15 protein-coding genes and 2 riboswitches are annotated in these 15330 nt (G+C 69.4%); of the genes, 5 read left to right on the top strand and 10 right to left on the bottom strand.

The annotated features are described in order from the left end of the window. Positions 1 to 95 precede the first annotated feature (95 nt). The 9 genes from ade to MKI84_RS12060 form a co-directional block, all read right to left on the bottom strand. Positions 96 to 1823, bottom strand: a complete 1728-nt coding sequence (gene ade, locus MKI84_RS12100; protein WP_241619758.1) for an adenine deaminase — start codon at positions 1821 to 1823, stop codon at positions 96 to 98. Between the two features lie 82 nt (positions 1824 to 1905). Continuing rightward, positions 1906 to 2856 (bottom strand): aldo/keto reductase, encoded by a 951-nt coding sequence (locus tag MKI84_RS12095; RefSeq protein WP_241619756.1) that lies wholly within the window; start codon positions 2854 to 2856, stop codon positions 1906 to 1908. A gap of 107 nt (positions 2857 to 2963) precedes the next feature. Next, positions 2964 to 3749 (bottom strand): DeoR/GlpR family DNA-binding transcription regulator, encoded by a 786-nt coding sequence (locus MKI84_RS12090; protein ID WP_241619754.1) that lies wholly within the window; start codon positions 3747 to 3749, stop codon positions 2964 to 2966. A gap of 94 nt (positions 3750 to 3843) precedes the next feature. Continuing rightward, a complete protein-coding gene (locus MKI84_RS12085) occupies positions 3844 to 5028 on the bottom strand; it encodes a thiolase family protein (RefSeq protein ID WP_241619752.1) in 1185 nt (394 codons plus the stop codon). Then, a complete protein-coding gene (locus MKI84_RS12080; protein ID WP_241619751.1) occupies positions 5028 to 6443 on the bottom strand; it encodes an AMP-binding protein in 1416 nt (471 codons plus the stop codon). The genes MKI84_RS12085 and MKI84_RS12080 overlap by 1 nt, the downstream gene beginning before the upstream one ends. Before the next feature lie 5 nt (positions 6444 to 6448). Continuing rightward, positions 6449 to 7006: a biotin transporter BioY gene (locus MKI84_RS12075; protein WP_241619749.1), complete on the bottom strand. Its 558-nt coding sequence runs from the start codon at positions 7004 to 7006 to the stop codon at positions 6449 to 6451. Continuing rightward, on the bottom strand, positions 7003 to 7614 hold the full coding sequence (locus tag MKI84_RS12070; protein WP_241619747.1) for an energy-coupling factor transporter transmembrane component T family protein: 612 nt from the start codon (positions 7612 to 7614) through the stop codon (positions 7003 to 7005). The genes MKI84_RS12075 and MKI84_RS12070 overlap by 4 nt, the downstream gene beginning before the upstream one ends. Further along, positions 7611 to 8339: an energy-coupling factor ABC transporter ATP-binding protein gene (locus tag MKI84_RS12065; RefSeq protein WP_241619745.1), complete on the bottom strand. Its 729-nt coding sequence runs from the start codon at positions 8337 to 8339 to the stop codon at positions 7611 to 7613. Before MKI84_RS12065 ends, MKI84_RS12070 begins: the two co-directional genes overlap by 4 nt. A 27-nt stretch (positions 8340 to 8366) precedes the next feature. Further along, positions 8367 to 9203 carry an aldo/keto reductase gene (locus MKI84_RS12060; RefSeq protein WP_241619743.1) on the bottom strand — a complete coding sequence of 279 codons (837 nt, stop codon included), beginning with the start codon at positions 9201 to 9203 and terminating at the stop codon, positions 8367 to 8369. Positions 9204 to 9328: 125 nt separating this feature from the next. On the opposite strand from MKI84_RS12060, the gene MKI84_RS12055 reads away from it, so the two are divergent. Continuing rightward, on the top strand, positions 9329 to 10336 hold the full coding sequence (locus MKI84_RS12055; protein ID WP_241619742.1) for an NUDIX hydrolase: 1008 nt from the start codon (positions 9329 to 9331) through the stop codon (positions 10334 to 10336). A gap of 166 nt (positions 10337 to 10502) precedes the next feature. Further along, positions 10503 to 10628, top strand: coding sequence for a hypothetical protein (locus tag MKI84_RS20670; protein WP_281063226.1), 126 nt, complete (start codon positions 10503 to 10505; stop codon positions 10626 to 10628). A gap of 69 nt (positions 10629 to 10697) precedes the next feature. Here MKI84_RS20670 and MKI84_RS12050 read toward each other — a convergent pair whose 3' ends face one another. After that, the gene (locus tag MKI84_RS12050; RefSeq protein ID WP_241619740.1) at positions 10698 to 11126 is read right to left on the bottom strand and encodes a GNAT family acetyltransferase; all 429 of its coding nucleotides are present in this window, start codon (positions 11124 to 11126) and stop codon (positions 10698 to 10700) included. A 178-nt stretch (positions 11127 to 11304) separates the two neighbouring features. On the opposite strand from MKI84_RS12050, the gene nadA reads away from it, so the two are divergent. From nadA to nadC, 3 genes are all read left to right on the top strand, one after another. Beyond that, positions 11305 to 12363 (top strand): quinolinate synthase NadA, encoded by a 1059-nt coding sequence (gene nadA, locus MKI84_RS12045; RefSeq protein ID WP_245404759.1) that lies wholly within the window; start codon positions 11305 to 11307, stop codon positions 12361 to 12363. Between the two features lie 23 nt (positions 12364 to 12386). Further along, positions 12387 to 13919, top strand: a complete 1533-nt coding sequence (locus MKI84_RS12040) for an L-aspartate oxidase (RefSeq protein ID WP_241619738.1) — start codon at positions 12387 to 12389, stop codon at positions 13917 to 13919. Positions 13920 to 14094: 175 nt separating this feature from the next. Then, positions 14095 to 14964, top strand: a complete 870-nt coding sequence (nadC, locus tag MKI84_RS12035; RefSeq protein ID WP_241619736.1) for a carboxylating nicotinate-nucleotide diphosphorylase — start codon at positions 14095 to 14097, stop codon at positions 14962 to 14964. A 92-nt stretch (positions 14965 to 15056) separates the two neighbouring features. Further along, positions 15057 to 15158, top strand: a riboswitch (glycine riboswitch). Next, positions 15159 to 15281, top strand: a riboswitch (glycine riboswitch). It begins immediately after the preceding riboswitch. Positions 15282 to 15330: the final 49 nt, after the last annotated feature.

The raw sequence follows: 15330 nt of genomic DNA, 5'->3' as shown, positions 1-15330 counted from the left end.
AGAAGCCGGCGCCGCGCGCGATCATCGGAAGCCGGCTCCCCGCCCGTCCTCCCCGCCGGGGAAAAGGAGCACGCGCGCCGGACCGGCGCGGGCCGCTACCCCTCGATAAGCTCGAAGCGGTTCACGTCGAACATGCCGAAATCGGTGATCTTGAGATGCGGGATCACCGGCAGCGGCAGGAAGGCGACCTGAAGGAATGGCTCGGCCAGCGTCACGCCCAGCGCCTTCGCGGCCGCGCGCAGATCGATCAGCGCGTCGTGCACCGCCTCGAACGGGCGGTCCGACATCAGCCCGGCGACCGGCAAGGCGAGTTCGCCGGTGATCCGCCCGCCTTCGGCCACCGCAAACCCGCCCTTCAGTTCGATCAGCCGGTTCACCGCCAACGCCATGTCGGCGTCGTCGACCCCGACCACGCAAATATTATGGCTGTCATGGCCGACGGAAGAGGCGATGGCCCCGCGCTTCATGCCGAAGCCGTGGACGAAGCCGCGCCCGATATTGCCGACCCCGCCCTCGCCGGTCTTGCCATGGCGCTCCACCACGCAGACCTTCACCGCGTCCTGTTCGAGGTCGATCTGCTTGGCGCCGCCGCTGATGGGCAGCTCCATGGCGAGGTCCTCGGTGATGATCCGCCCCGGCACCACGCCGATCACCCGCGTCGCCGTGCGGTTGGCGGGAATGCGGAACGTGCCAGCCTCCACCGGCGCGGCCTTCATCGAGGCGAGCCCCACCGGCGCGACGGTCTCGCGCGCGGCGAAGCGCTCGGGCGTGACGAGACGTCCTGCGGCGATCACCTGCACCACCCGGCACGCCTCGACATCCTCCAGCAGCACGATGTCGGCGCGGCGCCCCGGCGCGATCAGGCCGCGATCTTTCAGCCCGAAGGCATTGGCCGCCGACCAACTCGCCACGCGGTAGACATGGTGCAGTGGCGCGCCGTGGCGGATCGCCTCGCGGATCATGTAGTCGAGATGGCCTTCCTCGGCGATGTCCAGCGGGTTGCGGTCATCGGTGCAGAAGGCGAGGAAGGCGGAGGTGTCGGCGTCGATAAGCGGGATCAGCGCGTGCAGGTCCTTGGAGACCGAACCCTCCCGGATCAGCACGTTCATGCCCTTCGTCAGCTTCTCGCGCGCTTCGGAAAGCGTAGTGGCCTCGTGTTCCGTGCGGATGCCGGCGGCGATATAGCCGTTGAGGTCGCGCCCCGAGAGCAGCGGCGCGTGACCGTCGATGTGGCCGCCCGAGAAGGCCTCAAGTTTTGCGAGACACCCCTCGTCCTTGAACAGCACGCCGGGAAAATTCATGAACTCGGCGAGCCCGATACCCGACGGGTCGCCGCGCAGCGCCACGAGGTCGGCGGCGGAAAGGTTCGCGCCGGCGGTCTCGAACGGGGTCGCCGGCACACAGGAGGACAACTGCACCCGCAAATCCATCAGCGTGTGGCGCGCGCAGTCCTGGAAATAGCGGATGCCCTCGGCGCCCAGCACATTGGCGATCTCGTGGGGATCGCAGATCGCGGTGGTGACGCCGTGCGGCAGCACGCAGCGGTCGAACTCCAGCGGCGTCACCAGCGAGGATTCGACGTGCAGATGGGTGTCGATGAATCCCGGCACCGCCGTCAGTCCGCGCCCGTCGATTTCCTCGACGCCCTCATAGCGGTCATAGGTGCCGACGATGCGGTCTCCGACGATGGCGATGTCGGTCGCCGCGCGCGCGCCGGTGATCACATCGAGCAGCACCACGTCCTTGATGACGAGATCGGCCGGGACGACGCCGCGGCCGGCATCGATGAAGCGTTGAAGCTCGGCGGCGGTGGCAGGGGTCATCGGGCAGCTACCTTGGATGAGAGTCCGGGATGTTGTGCCATGGCACGGCCGGGCATGTCCCGACCGTCACCGCTCCCCCGCGCTACGCACTCGCCGTGTTCAGCCGGGCGATGTCCTGCGAGGTGAGGTTGAGCGAGGCGCTGGCGATCAGGTCGCCAAGCTGCTCGATGCGCGAGGCGCTGGCGATCGGCGCGGTGATCGAGGGCCGCGCCATGATCCAGGCCAGCGCCACCTGCGTCGGGGTCGCGCCGTGCGCTCCCGCAATGTCATCCAGCGCCGCGAGGATGCGCTTGCCGCGTTCGTTGAGATATTTGTCGACCAGCGCCTTGCCGCGCACGCTCTTCTGCGCGTCAGCCGTCGTGCGGTACTTGCCGGTGAGGAAGCCGGCGGCGAGCGAGAAATAGGTGATGACGCCGAGCCCGTTGGCGCGGCAGATCGGCTCCAGCTCGTTCTCATAAACGCTGCGTTCGCACAGATTATATTCCGGCTGAAGCGTCTCGTAGCGCGGCAGCTTCTCGCGCGTCGCCACGGCGAGGGATTCGAACAGCCGGGCACCGGAGAGGTTGGACGCACCGATCAGCCGGACTTTGCCGGCCGAGATCAGCTCGTCATAGGCACCGAGCACCTCCTCGAAGGGCGTGTCGGGATCATCCCAGTGCGATTGGTAGAGATCGATATAGTCGGTCTGGAGCCGCGACAGCGAGGCCTCGACGGCGGTCTTGATGTACTCCGCCTTCAGGCACACCTTGCCGAGCCCCATATCGGCGCCGACCTTGGTGGCGATAACCAGCTTGGAGCGGTTGCCGCGCGCCTTCATCCAGCGCCCGATCACCGCCTCGGATTCGCCGCCGACATGGCCTTTCGCCCAGCGCGAATACACGTCGGCCGTGTCGATGAAGTTGAAGCCGGCCTCCAGCAGGCCATCGAGCAGGGCGAAGGACGCGTCTTCGTCGGCGGTCCAGCCGAAGACATTGCCGCCGAAGCACAGCGGCGGGACGAGGATGTCGGAGCGGCCGAGGCGGCGCAGTTCCATGGAGCAGTCTCCTGCGTGACTCAAAGTAAGCGGGCGAGTTTAGGCCAGCGCGTGCCGGACGCTAACCACTCCTGCGTTGTACCTCTGTAGGGGGCGCGACCGCGCGGCTAGAACCCATCCTCGTCGACGCCGCCGACCTCGATCAGCTCGACGCCGTTGGCGCTGCAGATGTCGCGCAGCGCGGGCGAGGAGACAACATCGGTGACGAAGGTGTCGACCTCGCTCATCTCGCCGATCCGCACCGGAGCGGAACGTTCCAGCTTGGAGCGGTCGGCGACCAGGATCACCTGCCGGGCATTGTCGATGATCGCGCGCGCCACCTGAACCTCGCGATAGTCGAAATCCAGCAGCGTGCCGTCCTCCTCGATGGCGGAGGCGCCGATCACGGCGTAGTCGACCTTGAACTGGCGCACGAAATCCACCGCCGCCGAGCCGATCACCGCGCCGTCGGCATGGCGCACCGGGCCACCGGCCATGATCAGCTCGATCTTGGGATGGCGGTACAGCAGCATGGCGACGTTGAGGTTGTTGGTGATGACCAGCAAATCCTCATGGTCGCCGAGCGCGCGGGCGACCTCCTCGGTCGTGGTGCCGATATTGATGAACAGCGAGGCCCGGTTGGGCACCATGGCGGCGGCGGCCTCGGCGATGGCGCGCTTGGCGCCCTGCGCCATCGCCCGGCGCGCCTCATAGGCGACGTTCTCGACCCCCGACGCCACCACCGCGCCGCCATGGACGCGCGACATCAGCCGGCGCACGCACAAATCGTTGAGGTCCTTGCGGATGGTCTGCGGCGACACCTCGAACCGCGCCGCGAGATCGTCGACGCTGACACGGCCATGGGCGCGGGCGAGGACCAGTATGTCCTGCTGGCGCGAGGAAATCGCGTTCATTCCGGTCGCCCGTGTCTTCCCGCCGGCGGGCGGGACGTGATGGTCCGATTCGTCCGATCCTGCCCCAACGGGTGCACGAACCGCAAACAAACCCTTAGCTGCGCTGCAACAATAGCGCGCTGGCAAGCCCGCCCGCCGCCGCGATCGCGGCAAGGCCGAGCGCGCCCCGCGCTTCCCTCCCCAGCTCGTGGAACAACCGTACGGCAAGGATCGCGCCCGAGGCCCCGATGGGATGGCCGCGCGCCAGCGCGCCGCCGCCACGATTGATCCGTGCCGGATCAAGGCCCGCGTGCCGGCAATTGTGCAGGGCCTGCGCTGCCGCGGCCTCCATAAGCTCCACCACGGCGATCCGCTTCCAGTCGGGACGGGTGAAGCCGTCGACCCGTAACGTCTCATCATCGAAAAGCAGCGTCTCGAACGCGAGCACCTCAAAGGCCCGGTCGACGGCATAAGGCGGGTTGTCAGGGGCCGCGCCGAAGGAGCGGCCATAAGATATCTCGCAGGAAAAGCCGCCGGCGCCGGCCAGCCGCTCCGACCACTCCCGCGAGGCGACCAGCACCACCGCCGCCGCGTCGGCCTCCACGGCGACCCCTGCCGCGTCGAGCGCGTGTTCACCCTCGCCGTGGAGCAGAGGCGCGCGGACGCACAGCTCCGGCGTGAGATCCCGCGTGAAACTGTCGGCCTCAAGTCGCGCCACCGGCACGATCTCGGCCTCCAATGCGCCACGCGCCGCGCGCGCCCTGCGGTGGCTGTCCACCGCGAAGGCCGCCTGTTCGGCCCTCGTGATGCGCTGTTGATCGGCGAGGCGGCCAAGGGCCTCGATCATGTCGGGATCGCGCAGCGGCCATGGCGAAAAGGCCGGCCGGTGGTAAAATGCCGGCGCCTCGCCCTTCTCTTTCGGGCGCCGGGCACGCAGCGGCGCGCGGCTGAAGCTCTCCACCCCGCCCGCCAGGACCAGCCCGGCGGCACCGGATTCCACCAGCCGCGCGGCGAGGATGATGGCGTCCAGGCCCGAACAGCACTGGGTGTCGATGGTCAAGGCCGGCACGCTCTCGCACAGGCCGGCCGCCAGCGCCGCGAGCCGGGCGACATTGCCGCCGCCGGACAGCGCATTGCCGAGAATGACCTGATCGACCGGCGCGCGCGGCGACAGCCCGGCATCCGCGAGGCAGGCACGCAGCACCGGGGCGGCGAGGTCATGCGCCTCCACCTCGCGGAACGCGCCGCGCCGGGGCGCGACGGCGGTGCGGCGGGCGGCAATGACGAAAGCCGCGCCCATCAGTGCGGCCCGGCGGCTTGTTCGGCGAGGCGGGCCAGTGCGGTGAGGTCCGCCTTGCCGCCCGAGGTGCGCGGCCAGTCCTCGATATGCAGGAAGCGCCGCGGCACCTTGGCGGCGGGCAGCAGCGCCCGGCAACCGGCGCGCAGCGCCCGCTCGTCGACCGTGCCGCGCAGCACCGCGACCAGTTCCACCCCGCGCAGCGGGTCCGGCAGGCCAAACACGCAGGCCTCCACCACGCCCGGCAGTGTGGCGAGCACCGCCTCCACCTCCTCGGGGTAGACGTTGAGGCCGGACGTCACCAGCATCCGCTTCTCGCGACCGTGGAGAAAGAGGAAGCCATCGGCGTCGAGCCTTCCATGGTCGCCGACGGTCATGAAACCGTCCTCGCGGCGGATCTCGTCGCCGCCGCCGCAGGCATAGCCGTCAAACAGAAGCGTGCTGCCGCCCCAGATCGCGCCGACCTCGCCCGCCGGCAGGTCGCAGCCCTCACCATCGCGGATGCGCAGCTCGACGCCATGAGCCGCGCGGCCGACCGAGCCGGGAGGCACGGGCTCGCCCGCGCGGCTCACGGTGACGAAGGACAGTTCCGACGCGCCGTAGAATTCGCAGATCCCGGCCTGTGGAAACAGGCGCATCGTCGCCTCGCGGGTCCGCGCCTGCCATTTCGCGCCGCTGATCATCACTTGCCGGAGGCTCGGGAAACACTCGTGGCCCGCCGCCTCGATCAGCATCTGGAGCTGTGTCGGCGTTACGTAAAGCGCGGTGACGCCATGCCGGGCGATGAGGCCAAGCGCGCGGCGCGGGTGGAACTGGCGCATCATCACCGCCCTCGCCCCGATATGCAGCGCGTGCACCACGCCGTAGAGGTGCAGCGAGGCCGCGAGCCCGCCGGGCGCCATGATCACATCATCCGCGCTCAGCCCGAACTCCACCTCGCTCACGGTGAAGCTGTCGATCCAGGAGCGGTGGGCGCGGCGATAGCCCTTGGGCAGGCCGGTCGAGCCCGAGGTGAAGCCGACATAGAACGGCGCATCGGGCGCGGGCGGCACCGGGAACACCGCGTCCTCCCCCTCGCCCAGCCACGGTTCCGTCCCGGTGACGGTCAGCGCCGGGGCGAGCGCGCCATCGATCGCCGCGCGATAGCGCGCCGGCCATGCCGGATCGTAGACCAGCGCCTGCCGCCCGCTGACCGCGCAGGCGAAGAACAGCGCCACCAGATCGACCCCATTGGCCATGTCGAGCGCCACGCCGGCGCCGGTTCCGGTGCGGGCGGTAATCTCTCGCGAAAGATGGGCGACGCGGTGCGCCAGCCGCGCCCGTGTCAGCGTCTCGCCGTCGCAGGTGAGCGCCGGCCGGAGCGGGGCAGCCGCCGCCAGCGCCGACAGGTCCGCGCCGATGGTCGCGGCCAGAGCCAAGGTGGTCAGGAAGCGCGCGAGAGCAGGGCTTCCGGCAGGCCGCGCGCCACCGTCTGCGCCACCAGCGCCACCAGCACCGCCTTGATGGTGTCGCCGGGAATGAAGATCAGGCACGCCTTGGTGGCGTCGAGCAGCGACAGGCCGGACATGGCCGACATGCCGACAATGCCGAAGGCATAGAGCACCGGTATGCCGCCAATCACCGCCGCCACCAGCGCAGCGGGGAACACCGCCTTGTCGCGCAGCTTCTCCATGAGCCAGCCGGCGACGAAGGCCGACGCCACCCAGCCGAACAGGAAGCCAACCGACGGCGTGAAGAACACGCCCAGGCCGCCGCGCCCGCCCGCCAGCAGCGGCGCGCCGAGCGCCACCACGAACAGGAGCAGGATGATGGCGAGCGCCCCGCGCCGGGCGCCGAGCATCACCCCCGCCAGCATCGCGCCCATGCTCTGCGCGGTGATCGGCACGCCGCCGGCAAGCGGTATGTCGAATTTCGGCAGCAGCCCCAGCACCGCGAAGATCGCCGCATAAAGCGCGATCTGGACAAGCGAACGGTCCTTCATCGTGTGTCTCCTCGCGGGGCGCCGCCGCGCGCGGCCAGCGCCTCGGCGGCATGATGGGAAAGCTTCAGTGTCTGGATACAGAAAGGCGCGAGCAGGCGCCAGCCGCCGCGCCGCCCGGTGCGCGCGCGCCACGCCTCGTTCAGCGCGTCCCACAGCGCGAACAGGAGCGGCACGAAACGGATCATCATCGCCACCGCGAGGGCCACGGCGCGCGGGCTGGCGCCGAACCAGGCAAGCGGGCGCAGCAGCGGTTCCACCGCGTCCATCATCGCGTCCATGCGCGTGGTCATGGTCACGGCATTGGCGAGCAGGATCATGGCGAGAAGCCTCAGGCACAGGCTCACCCCCAGCCAGATGTCGCCGTTCCACGCATGCAGCGCGAGCAGGATGGCGAGCAGCGGGGCCATCGGCCGCAGCAGGGAAAGCTGGCGGAGCGCTGCCCGGCCGAGGCTGGCATAGAGCGCCAGCACGGCGGCGAGCAGGCCCGCCATCAGCGGCAGGCTGTCGAAGGGAGCGATCAGCAGGCTGACCAGCGCCAGCGCGAACAGCTTGCGGCCGGCGGTAATGCCATGAAGCCAGGTGCGCTCGGGCAGATAGAGCGAGATCACGCCCCCGCCTCCGCATCGCCCGCCAGCGCCTGCTCAGCCGCCTGCGCCTCCGCCCATTCCCGATACGCCCCGACCACCTCGGCCGGCGCCCCGTCCATCCGCACCCGCCCGCCATCGAGCCAGAGCACGCGGTCATACGCAGCGAAGGCATCGAGTTCATGGGCGATGGTGATCACCTGCTGCGGCAGGGTGGCGATCAGTCCCTCCAGCCGGCGCCGCGTGATCAGGTCGAGGCTGGAGAACGGTTCGTCCAGCACCACCACCGCCGGCTCCATGACCAGCACGGCGATGATGCAGAGGAACTGCTTCTCGCCTTCCGAGAGCGCATGGACCGGCCGCTCCGCCCAATGTTCGCGGCCGAAGCGGGCGAGCGCGGGCACGGCGGCCTTCAAGGCCTCGCGTCGCGGCAGACCGGATTGCTCAAGGCTGAACGCCACCTCCTCGCCGACGGTGGGGAAGATGATCTGGTGATCCGGGTTCTGGAAGATGAAGCCGACCTTGCGCGGCAGCTCGGACGCCTTTTCCGACGCCTTCAGCCCATGGACCTCCACCTCGCCCTCGTCGGCGACCAGCAGACCGTTGAACAGGCGCACCAGCGAGCTCTTGCCCGAGCCATTGGCACCGATCAGCCCGATGCGCCGCTCGGCGAGATCGAGGTCGAGCGCGTCGAGCACGACGCGCCCCCCGCGCCGCAGCGTCACGTTCCGCAACCGGATGGCGGTCATGATGTCACGTCGTCTCCCGCGCCCGGCTCACAGCATCTCCAGCGAGCGCTTGCGCGAGGGCGGCGCGAACGCCTTGTCGAGCGCGGCAAGGTCCTCGCCATCGAGCGCGATATCCCGCGCGCCGGCATTCTCGCGCATGTGGGCGGGGCGTGAGGCCTTCGGGATCACGATATTGTTGGGGTTGCGCAGCGCCCAGGCCAGCGCGATCTGGAACGGACGGACGCCGTGCTTCTCGGCGATCTTCGCCAGAACCCCGCTCGCGGGGATGCGCCCCTGCTCGATCGGGCTGTAGGCCATGAGCGGCACCTTGTGGCGCTCCATCCACGGCAGCAGGTCCCATTCCGGCCCGCGACGGGTGAGATTGTAGAGCACCTGGTTGACCGCGCAGGCATCCCCGCCCTCGCAGTCCCACAGCTCTTCCATGTCATCGGTGTCGAAATTGGAGACGCCCCAGTGGCGGATCTTGCCCATCGCCTTCAGCTCCTCGAAGCCGGCAATGGTGTCCTCCAGCGGCACGCCGCCGCGCCAGTGCAGGAGATAGAGGTCGAGCCGGTCGGTCTTCAGCCGCTTGAGACTGCGCTCGCAGGCCGCCATCACGCCCATATGGCTGGCATTGTGGGGGTAGACCTTGCTGACGAGGAACACCTCGTCCCGCAGCCCGGCCAGCGCCTCGCCGAGGAAGCTCTCGCACGCGCCGTCGCCATACATCTCGGCGGTGTCGACCAGCGTCAGACCAAGCTCGACGCCGAGACGGATCGATTCGATCTCCTCGCGGCGGGCATTGGCGCGCTCGCCCATCATCCAGGTGCCGATGCCAAGGGCCGGGACGGTTTCGCCGCCGGGAAGAACCACGTTACTGGCCATCATCTCTCCTCTCGCGCTGTCCCATAGGCGCATGCCACTACGCCATGCCGGGCGCAAGCGTGCTATTCATAGCGCCCTCGTCGCCGCCCCTCACTCACCCAACGGAAGGCCTCGCCGCCCGCCCCATGTCCGTCCCCTCCCCGACCAGCACGCCGCCCGAGGCTCCCGCGCGCCAGCAAGACGACCTGACCATCGGGCTGAGCGCGGTGATCGTCGCCGTGACCGAGGACGACCCGAAGGTGCTGGCGATCCGTCGCGGCGTCGGCGAGATGATGGGCGGCGCGGGCGAATCCCTGCCCTCCGGCCCGCTGGAGCGCGGCCACCGCACGCTGGAGGTCGGCCTGCGCAGCTGGGTGGAACGCCAGACGCTGCAGGTGCTCGGCCATGTCGAGCAGCTCTACACCTTCGGCGACCGTGACCGCGGCGAGGATGCCCGGCGCTCGCTGTCGCTCGCCTATCTCGCGCTGGTGCGCGAGGCACGCCCGGCCGGCGACACCGATGCGGCGTGGCAGAGCTGGTATCGCTATTTCCCCTGGGAAGACTGGCGCGACGGCCGCCCGAACGTGCTGGATGCGCTGGAGCCCGGGCTGCGGGCCTGGGCAGCGGGCGCGGCGGATTCACGCTCTGGCGAGATGCGGGCGGAGCGGGTGACTTTGTGCTTCGGCAAGGATGGCGGCAAGGACGGCTCCTGGAACGAGGAGCGTGTGCTGGAGCGCTATGAACTGCTGTACGAGGCGGGGCTGGTCGCGGAAGCGCTGCGCGAGCGCGGCTCGGCCCGCACCGCACCGACGCCCTCCGGCGTCGAGATGGCGGTCGATCATCGCCGCATGCTGGCACTGGCCATCGCGCGGCTGCGCGGCAAGATCAAGTACCGCCCCGTGGTGTTCGAGCTGATGCCGCCGTCCTTCACCCTGCTGCAGCTCCAGCGCACGGTGGAGGCGCTGTCGGGCGTGCGGCTGCACAAGCAGAATTTCCGCCGGCTGGTGGAGCAGCAGCGCCTGGTCGAGGAGACCGGCGAGACCGCGACCGAAACCGGCGGGCGGCCGGCGCGACTGGTGCGGTTCCGCCGCGAGGTGCTGCTGGAGCGCCCCGCTCCCGGCGTGCGGCTGCCGGGCGGCAGCGGGCGCCGGTGATATCGAAGTTCCATTACGTCACATTAGCGACGCATTAGGCCGTTAGTTTCCCGTCGTCGCCGGTCTGGCGGCCGAGCCGGCATCTGTTGCGATGCGAGGCTTTCTTTCACCACACAGACGCACAGCGTCAGCCGCCGACATTACGTCGCCGCGGCATCGAGGATTTATGACTAACAAGAAGCAGACCCACCCTACCCAGCCCGTCATCCGCTCCAGCACTGACTGGAAGCCGGAGCCGTGCGGCCTGACGCGCGAGCAGATTCGCGCCATCATCATCGAACAGATCGGCTGAACCGGCCGACACCCCCGCACGGCGCCCGGACCGGGCGTCGGCGCGGGGCCATTTTTCCCGTCCGATCTTTCACTCCCGCCCGTCGAGCCACTTCGACATCACAAGGCGCGGGGCGATCTCGAATCCCAGCTTTTCATAAAACGCCACGACGCCGGCATTTGTCTCGCGCACCAGAAGCTGCGCCTTGACGATGCCGCGCGCCTTCAGCCACGCTTCGGCAGCTTCAACCATGGCGCTGCCGACGCCCTGGCCCTGCATCATCGGCTCGGCGGCAAGGTAATAGAGCCAGCCGCGATGCCCGTCATGACCGACCATGACCGCACCGACGATCCGCCCGCACTCGGCCCGCGCGACCAGCACATCCGATGCCTCGCGGCCCAGCGCCTGCCGGAAATCCGCAGCGGGGTCGTTATAGGGAACCGTGAGCCCGCAGGCCCGCCACAAATGCACGACGGCGCGCTCATCGGCGGCTCCGGCCGCCTCGATCTTCAGGGTCATGAACGAAATTCCAAGCGTTGCGCGTGCCTTGCGGGATGATCCGCAAATTGGATCATGCCATTTGTGACGGGCCGTTGACAGGCACTTATACTCAGTCTTAGCATAAGCCAAATGCCGGGCCTTGCGCCGGTCTTTCTTGACCCTAGTTATACTCAAAACGAGTATAAGGGAGGCCGATATGCTGGATGCCGACGCCGCCACGCTGCCTCGCGATGAGTCCGCCGCCCGCCTTCATGCCGAACGGCCGCTGGCGCCCGCCCTGCCGCTGCCCCAGCTCTATGCGCGGGTGGCCCGTCACGTCACCCCGGCGGAATGGCCGCTGATCGCGCGCGACGTCGAGGCGATCGAGCGGCTGAAGAAGGAGCGCAACGCCGTTGTGCTCGGCCACAATTACCAGGCGCCTGAAATCTTCAACACGGTGGCCGACATCGTGGGCGACAGCCTCGCGCTGGCCCGCGAAGCGGTGACGGTGGATGCCGACGTCATCGTCATGGCCGGCGTGCATTTCATGGCCGAGACCGCCAAGCTGCTGAACCCGTCCAAGACGGTGCTGATGCCGGACATGAAGGCCGGCTGCTCGCTGGCCGAAAGCATCACCGCCGCCGACATCCGCCTGCTGCGCGAGCGCTTCCCCGGCGTGCCGGTGGTCACCTATGTCAACACCTCCGCAGAGGTGAAGGCCGAGAGCGATTATTGCTGCACCTCCGGCAACGCCGTGAAGGTGGTGCGCCATGTCGCGAAGGAATGGGGCACCAACCGCATCCTGATGCTGCCCGACGAGTTCCTCGCCCAGAACGTGCAGAAGGAAGTGCCGGAGCTGGAGCTGATCGCGTGGAAGGGCCATTGCGAGGTGCATGAGCGCTTCACCCCGCAGGACATTCGCGACCTGCGCGAGAACCATCCCGGCGTCGTGGTGCTGGCGCATCCCGAATGCCCGCCCGAGGTGGTGGCCGAAGCCGACTATGCCGGCTCCACCGCCGGCATGGCGGACTATGTGCGCGACGAAAAGCCGGCCCGCGTGGTGCTGATCACCGAGTGCTCGATGGCGGACAATGTGTCGGTGCAGCACCCCGATGTCGAGTTCGTGCGGCCCTGCAATCTGTGCCCGCACATGCGGCGCATCACCCTGCCGGCGATCCGTCGCTCGCTGGAGACGATGACCCACGCCGTCGAGATCGATCCCGCCATCGCCGACCGCGCCCGGCTCGCCGTCGAGCGCATGCTCGCCATCCGCTGAACGCCTCGACAAGGGGAATTGCCGTGAAGCACGCGCCTGAAAACGTCGTCGTTGTCGGCGGCGGGGTTGCCGGTCTCGCCACTGCGCTGCGGCTCGCGCCGCGGCCGGTGACGCTCATCGTTGCCTCCACGCTCGGGCAGGAAGCCGCGACCGGATGGGCGCAGGGCGGCATCGCCGCCGCCATCGGCGCCGATGACCGGCCGGAGTTGCACGCCCTCGACACGCTCGCCGCCGGCGCCGGCCTCACCGAGGCTCCGGTCGCCCGGCTGGTCGCGGAGGCCGCACCGGCCGCCATCGACTGGCTGGTCAGCCTCGCCACCCCGTTCGACCGCGACGCTTCCGGCGCGCTCGCGCTGGGGCTGGAGGCCGCCCATTGCCGCCGCCGCATCGTCCATGCCGATGGCGACGGCACCGGGCGCGTGGTGCTGGAAACGCTGGTGCGCGCGGTGCGCGCCTGCCCGTCCGTCCATCTCATGGAGGCGACCCGCGCGACCTGCCTGCTGCGCGACACGCACGGTGAGGTCGCGGGCCTCGCCGTCACCCGCGCCGATGGTGAGACGCTGCGCCTTGCCGCCCGCGCCGTGGTGCTGGCGACCGGCGGGCTCGGCGGGCTCTATGCCTCGACCACCAATCCGCTCGGGGCAACGGGCTCGGGCCTCGCTCTTGCCGCCCGCGCGGGGGCGGTGATGCGCGACATGGAGTTCGTGCAGTTCCACCCGACTGCCATGGCGGTGACCGACGCGCAGGCGCGCGGACCCGGCGGCCCGGCGCCGATGCCGCTCGCCACCGAGGCGCTGCGCGGGGAAGGCGCGATCCTGCTCAATGAACGCGGCGAGCGCTTCATGGAAGACGTGCCCGGCCGCGAGCTTGCCCCGCGCGACGTGGTGGCGCGCGCCATCTTCGCCCAGATCGCGAGCGGCCGTCAGGTGGTGCTGGACGCCCGTTTCGAGAATATCGACCGCCGCTTCCCCGGCGTGGTGGCGCTGTGCCGGGCCAATGGCATCGACCCGGCGCAGACCCCGATTCCGGTACGGCCGGCGGCGCATTATCATATGGGCGGCATCAAGGTGGACCTGTCCGGCCGCACGTCGCTCGAAGGGCTGTGGGCCTGCGGCGAGGTGGCCTCGACCGGGCTGCACGGTGCCAACCGGCTCGCCAGCAACTCGCTGCTGGAGGCGCTCGCCTTCGCCCCGCGCATCGCCGCCGACATCGCCGGCCGCGACGTCCCGGGTGCGCGCGACCTTGAGGGGACCGCCCCGGTGCGCCGCTCGCTGTCGCGCGCAGAAATCCGCGCGCTGATGGACCGGCAGGTCGGCGTGGTGCGCGAGGCCGCGACGCTGAAGGGCGCGCTCGGCCAGCTCGCCGCGTTGAATGAGCGCGACGGAGACGACTTCTCGCTCATCGCGCGCATGGTTGCGGAGGCGGCGCTGCGGCGCGAGGAAAGCCGTGGCGGGCATTTCCGCACCGACTTCCCGCTCCCCGCCGCCGCCGCGCTTCATGCCGAGATCATGCTGGCCGACATCGCGCTGGAACCGGCCGAGCGGCAGGTGGCGTAAGACGGCCTCGTATAGGGACCTCTATCGGACGAGATGATCCGCGACGCGGATCGGTGAGGGCGACACGGTCGCGGAGCCCTCCAGCTCCCCTGCCCCACCCCTCGCCCATACGGGGCGAGGGAGCAGCGGCGACACCCGGTTTCCGGGCCGCACGAATTTCACAGGTCAAACAACCATGTCCCAGCCTCATCTGCCTCCCCTGCCCCATTTGCTGGTCGAGCCGCTGCTGCGCACCGCGTTTCTCGAAGACCTTGGCCGCGCCGGCGACGTGACCACCGATTCGGTGGTGCCCGCCGGTCTGCGCTTCGAGGCGGTGGTCGCCAGTCGCCAGCCCGGCGTCGCTGCCGGCATCGACGTCGCCCGCCTTGCCTTCCAGCTCTACGACCCGACTCTCGACGTCACGGTCGAACGCCCCGACGGCGCGGCGCTGGCGCCCGGCGACGTGGTGATGCGCGTGCGCGGTTCGGCGCGCTCAATCCTCTCGGCCGAGCGCGTGGCGCTGAACCTCGCCTGCCGCATGTCCGGTATCGCGACCGCCACCTCCTCGCTGGTCGAGATCGCCCGTGCGCACGGCAAGGCTCATGTGGTGTGCACCCGCAAGACCACGCCGGGCCTGCGCGCCATCGAGAAACACGCCGTGCGCGCCGGCGGAGGCTCCAACCACCGTTTCGGCCTCGACGACGCGGTGCTGATCAAGGACAACCACATCGCGGTCGCCGGCGGCGTGGTGCCAGCCATCCGCGCGGCCAAGGCCCATGCCGGGCACATGGTGAAGATCGAGGTCGAGGTCGACACGCTCGATCAGCTCCACGAGGCGATGGCGGAGGGCGTCGACGCGGTGCTGCTCGACAATATGGGGCCGGAACTGCTCCGCCAGGCGGTCGGGATCGTGGGTGGGCGGGCGCTCACCGAGGCCTCGGGCCGGATCAATCGCGAGACCATCGGCCCGATCGCGGCCAGCGGCGTCGACCTGATTTCGGTCGGCTGGATCACCCATTCCGCGCCGATCCTGGATCTCGGGCTCGATGCCGTCACGACGCTGTGAGCCGCGCCTCTCATCCCTTGGTCGGGGGCCCGGACGGTGGAAGCTGCCCTTGAAACGGGCATGCTTTTGTGCGATGCATATAGCCGTCTGCTAATGGTTATGCGGGAGAGACCGACAGTCCTCCCGGACATGTGTCGGCGCCGACGGAGCAACCCCCCAGGAAACTCTCAGGCCCAAGGGACCGCATAATCAGGACGATCTGGAGAGAGGCGCCGCCGCCATTCCGGCAGGTGCCCACCGAAGGGGAAGCCCGAGGGGCGACGGATTATTCCCGTTCACCTCGGGGCGAGCTCTCAGGTACCGCGACAGATTGGGGACAGTGGGCCGGATGGACGATCCATCCGCGCCTTGTCGTCCTCAAGCGCG

This window comes from Ancylobacter gelatini (genome assembly GCF_022601675.1).
In the GTDB taxonomy this organism is placed as follows: Bacteria; Pseudomonadota; Alphaproteobacteria; order Rhizobiales; family Xanthobacteraceae; genus Ancylobacter; species Ancylobacter gelatini.
Note: the sequence above shows the minus strand (reverse complement) of the source record. Positions and strands in the feature narration are given on the sequence as shown.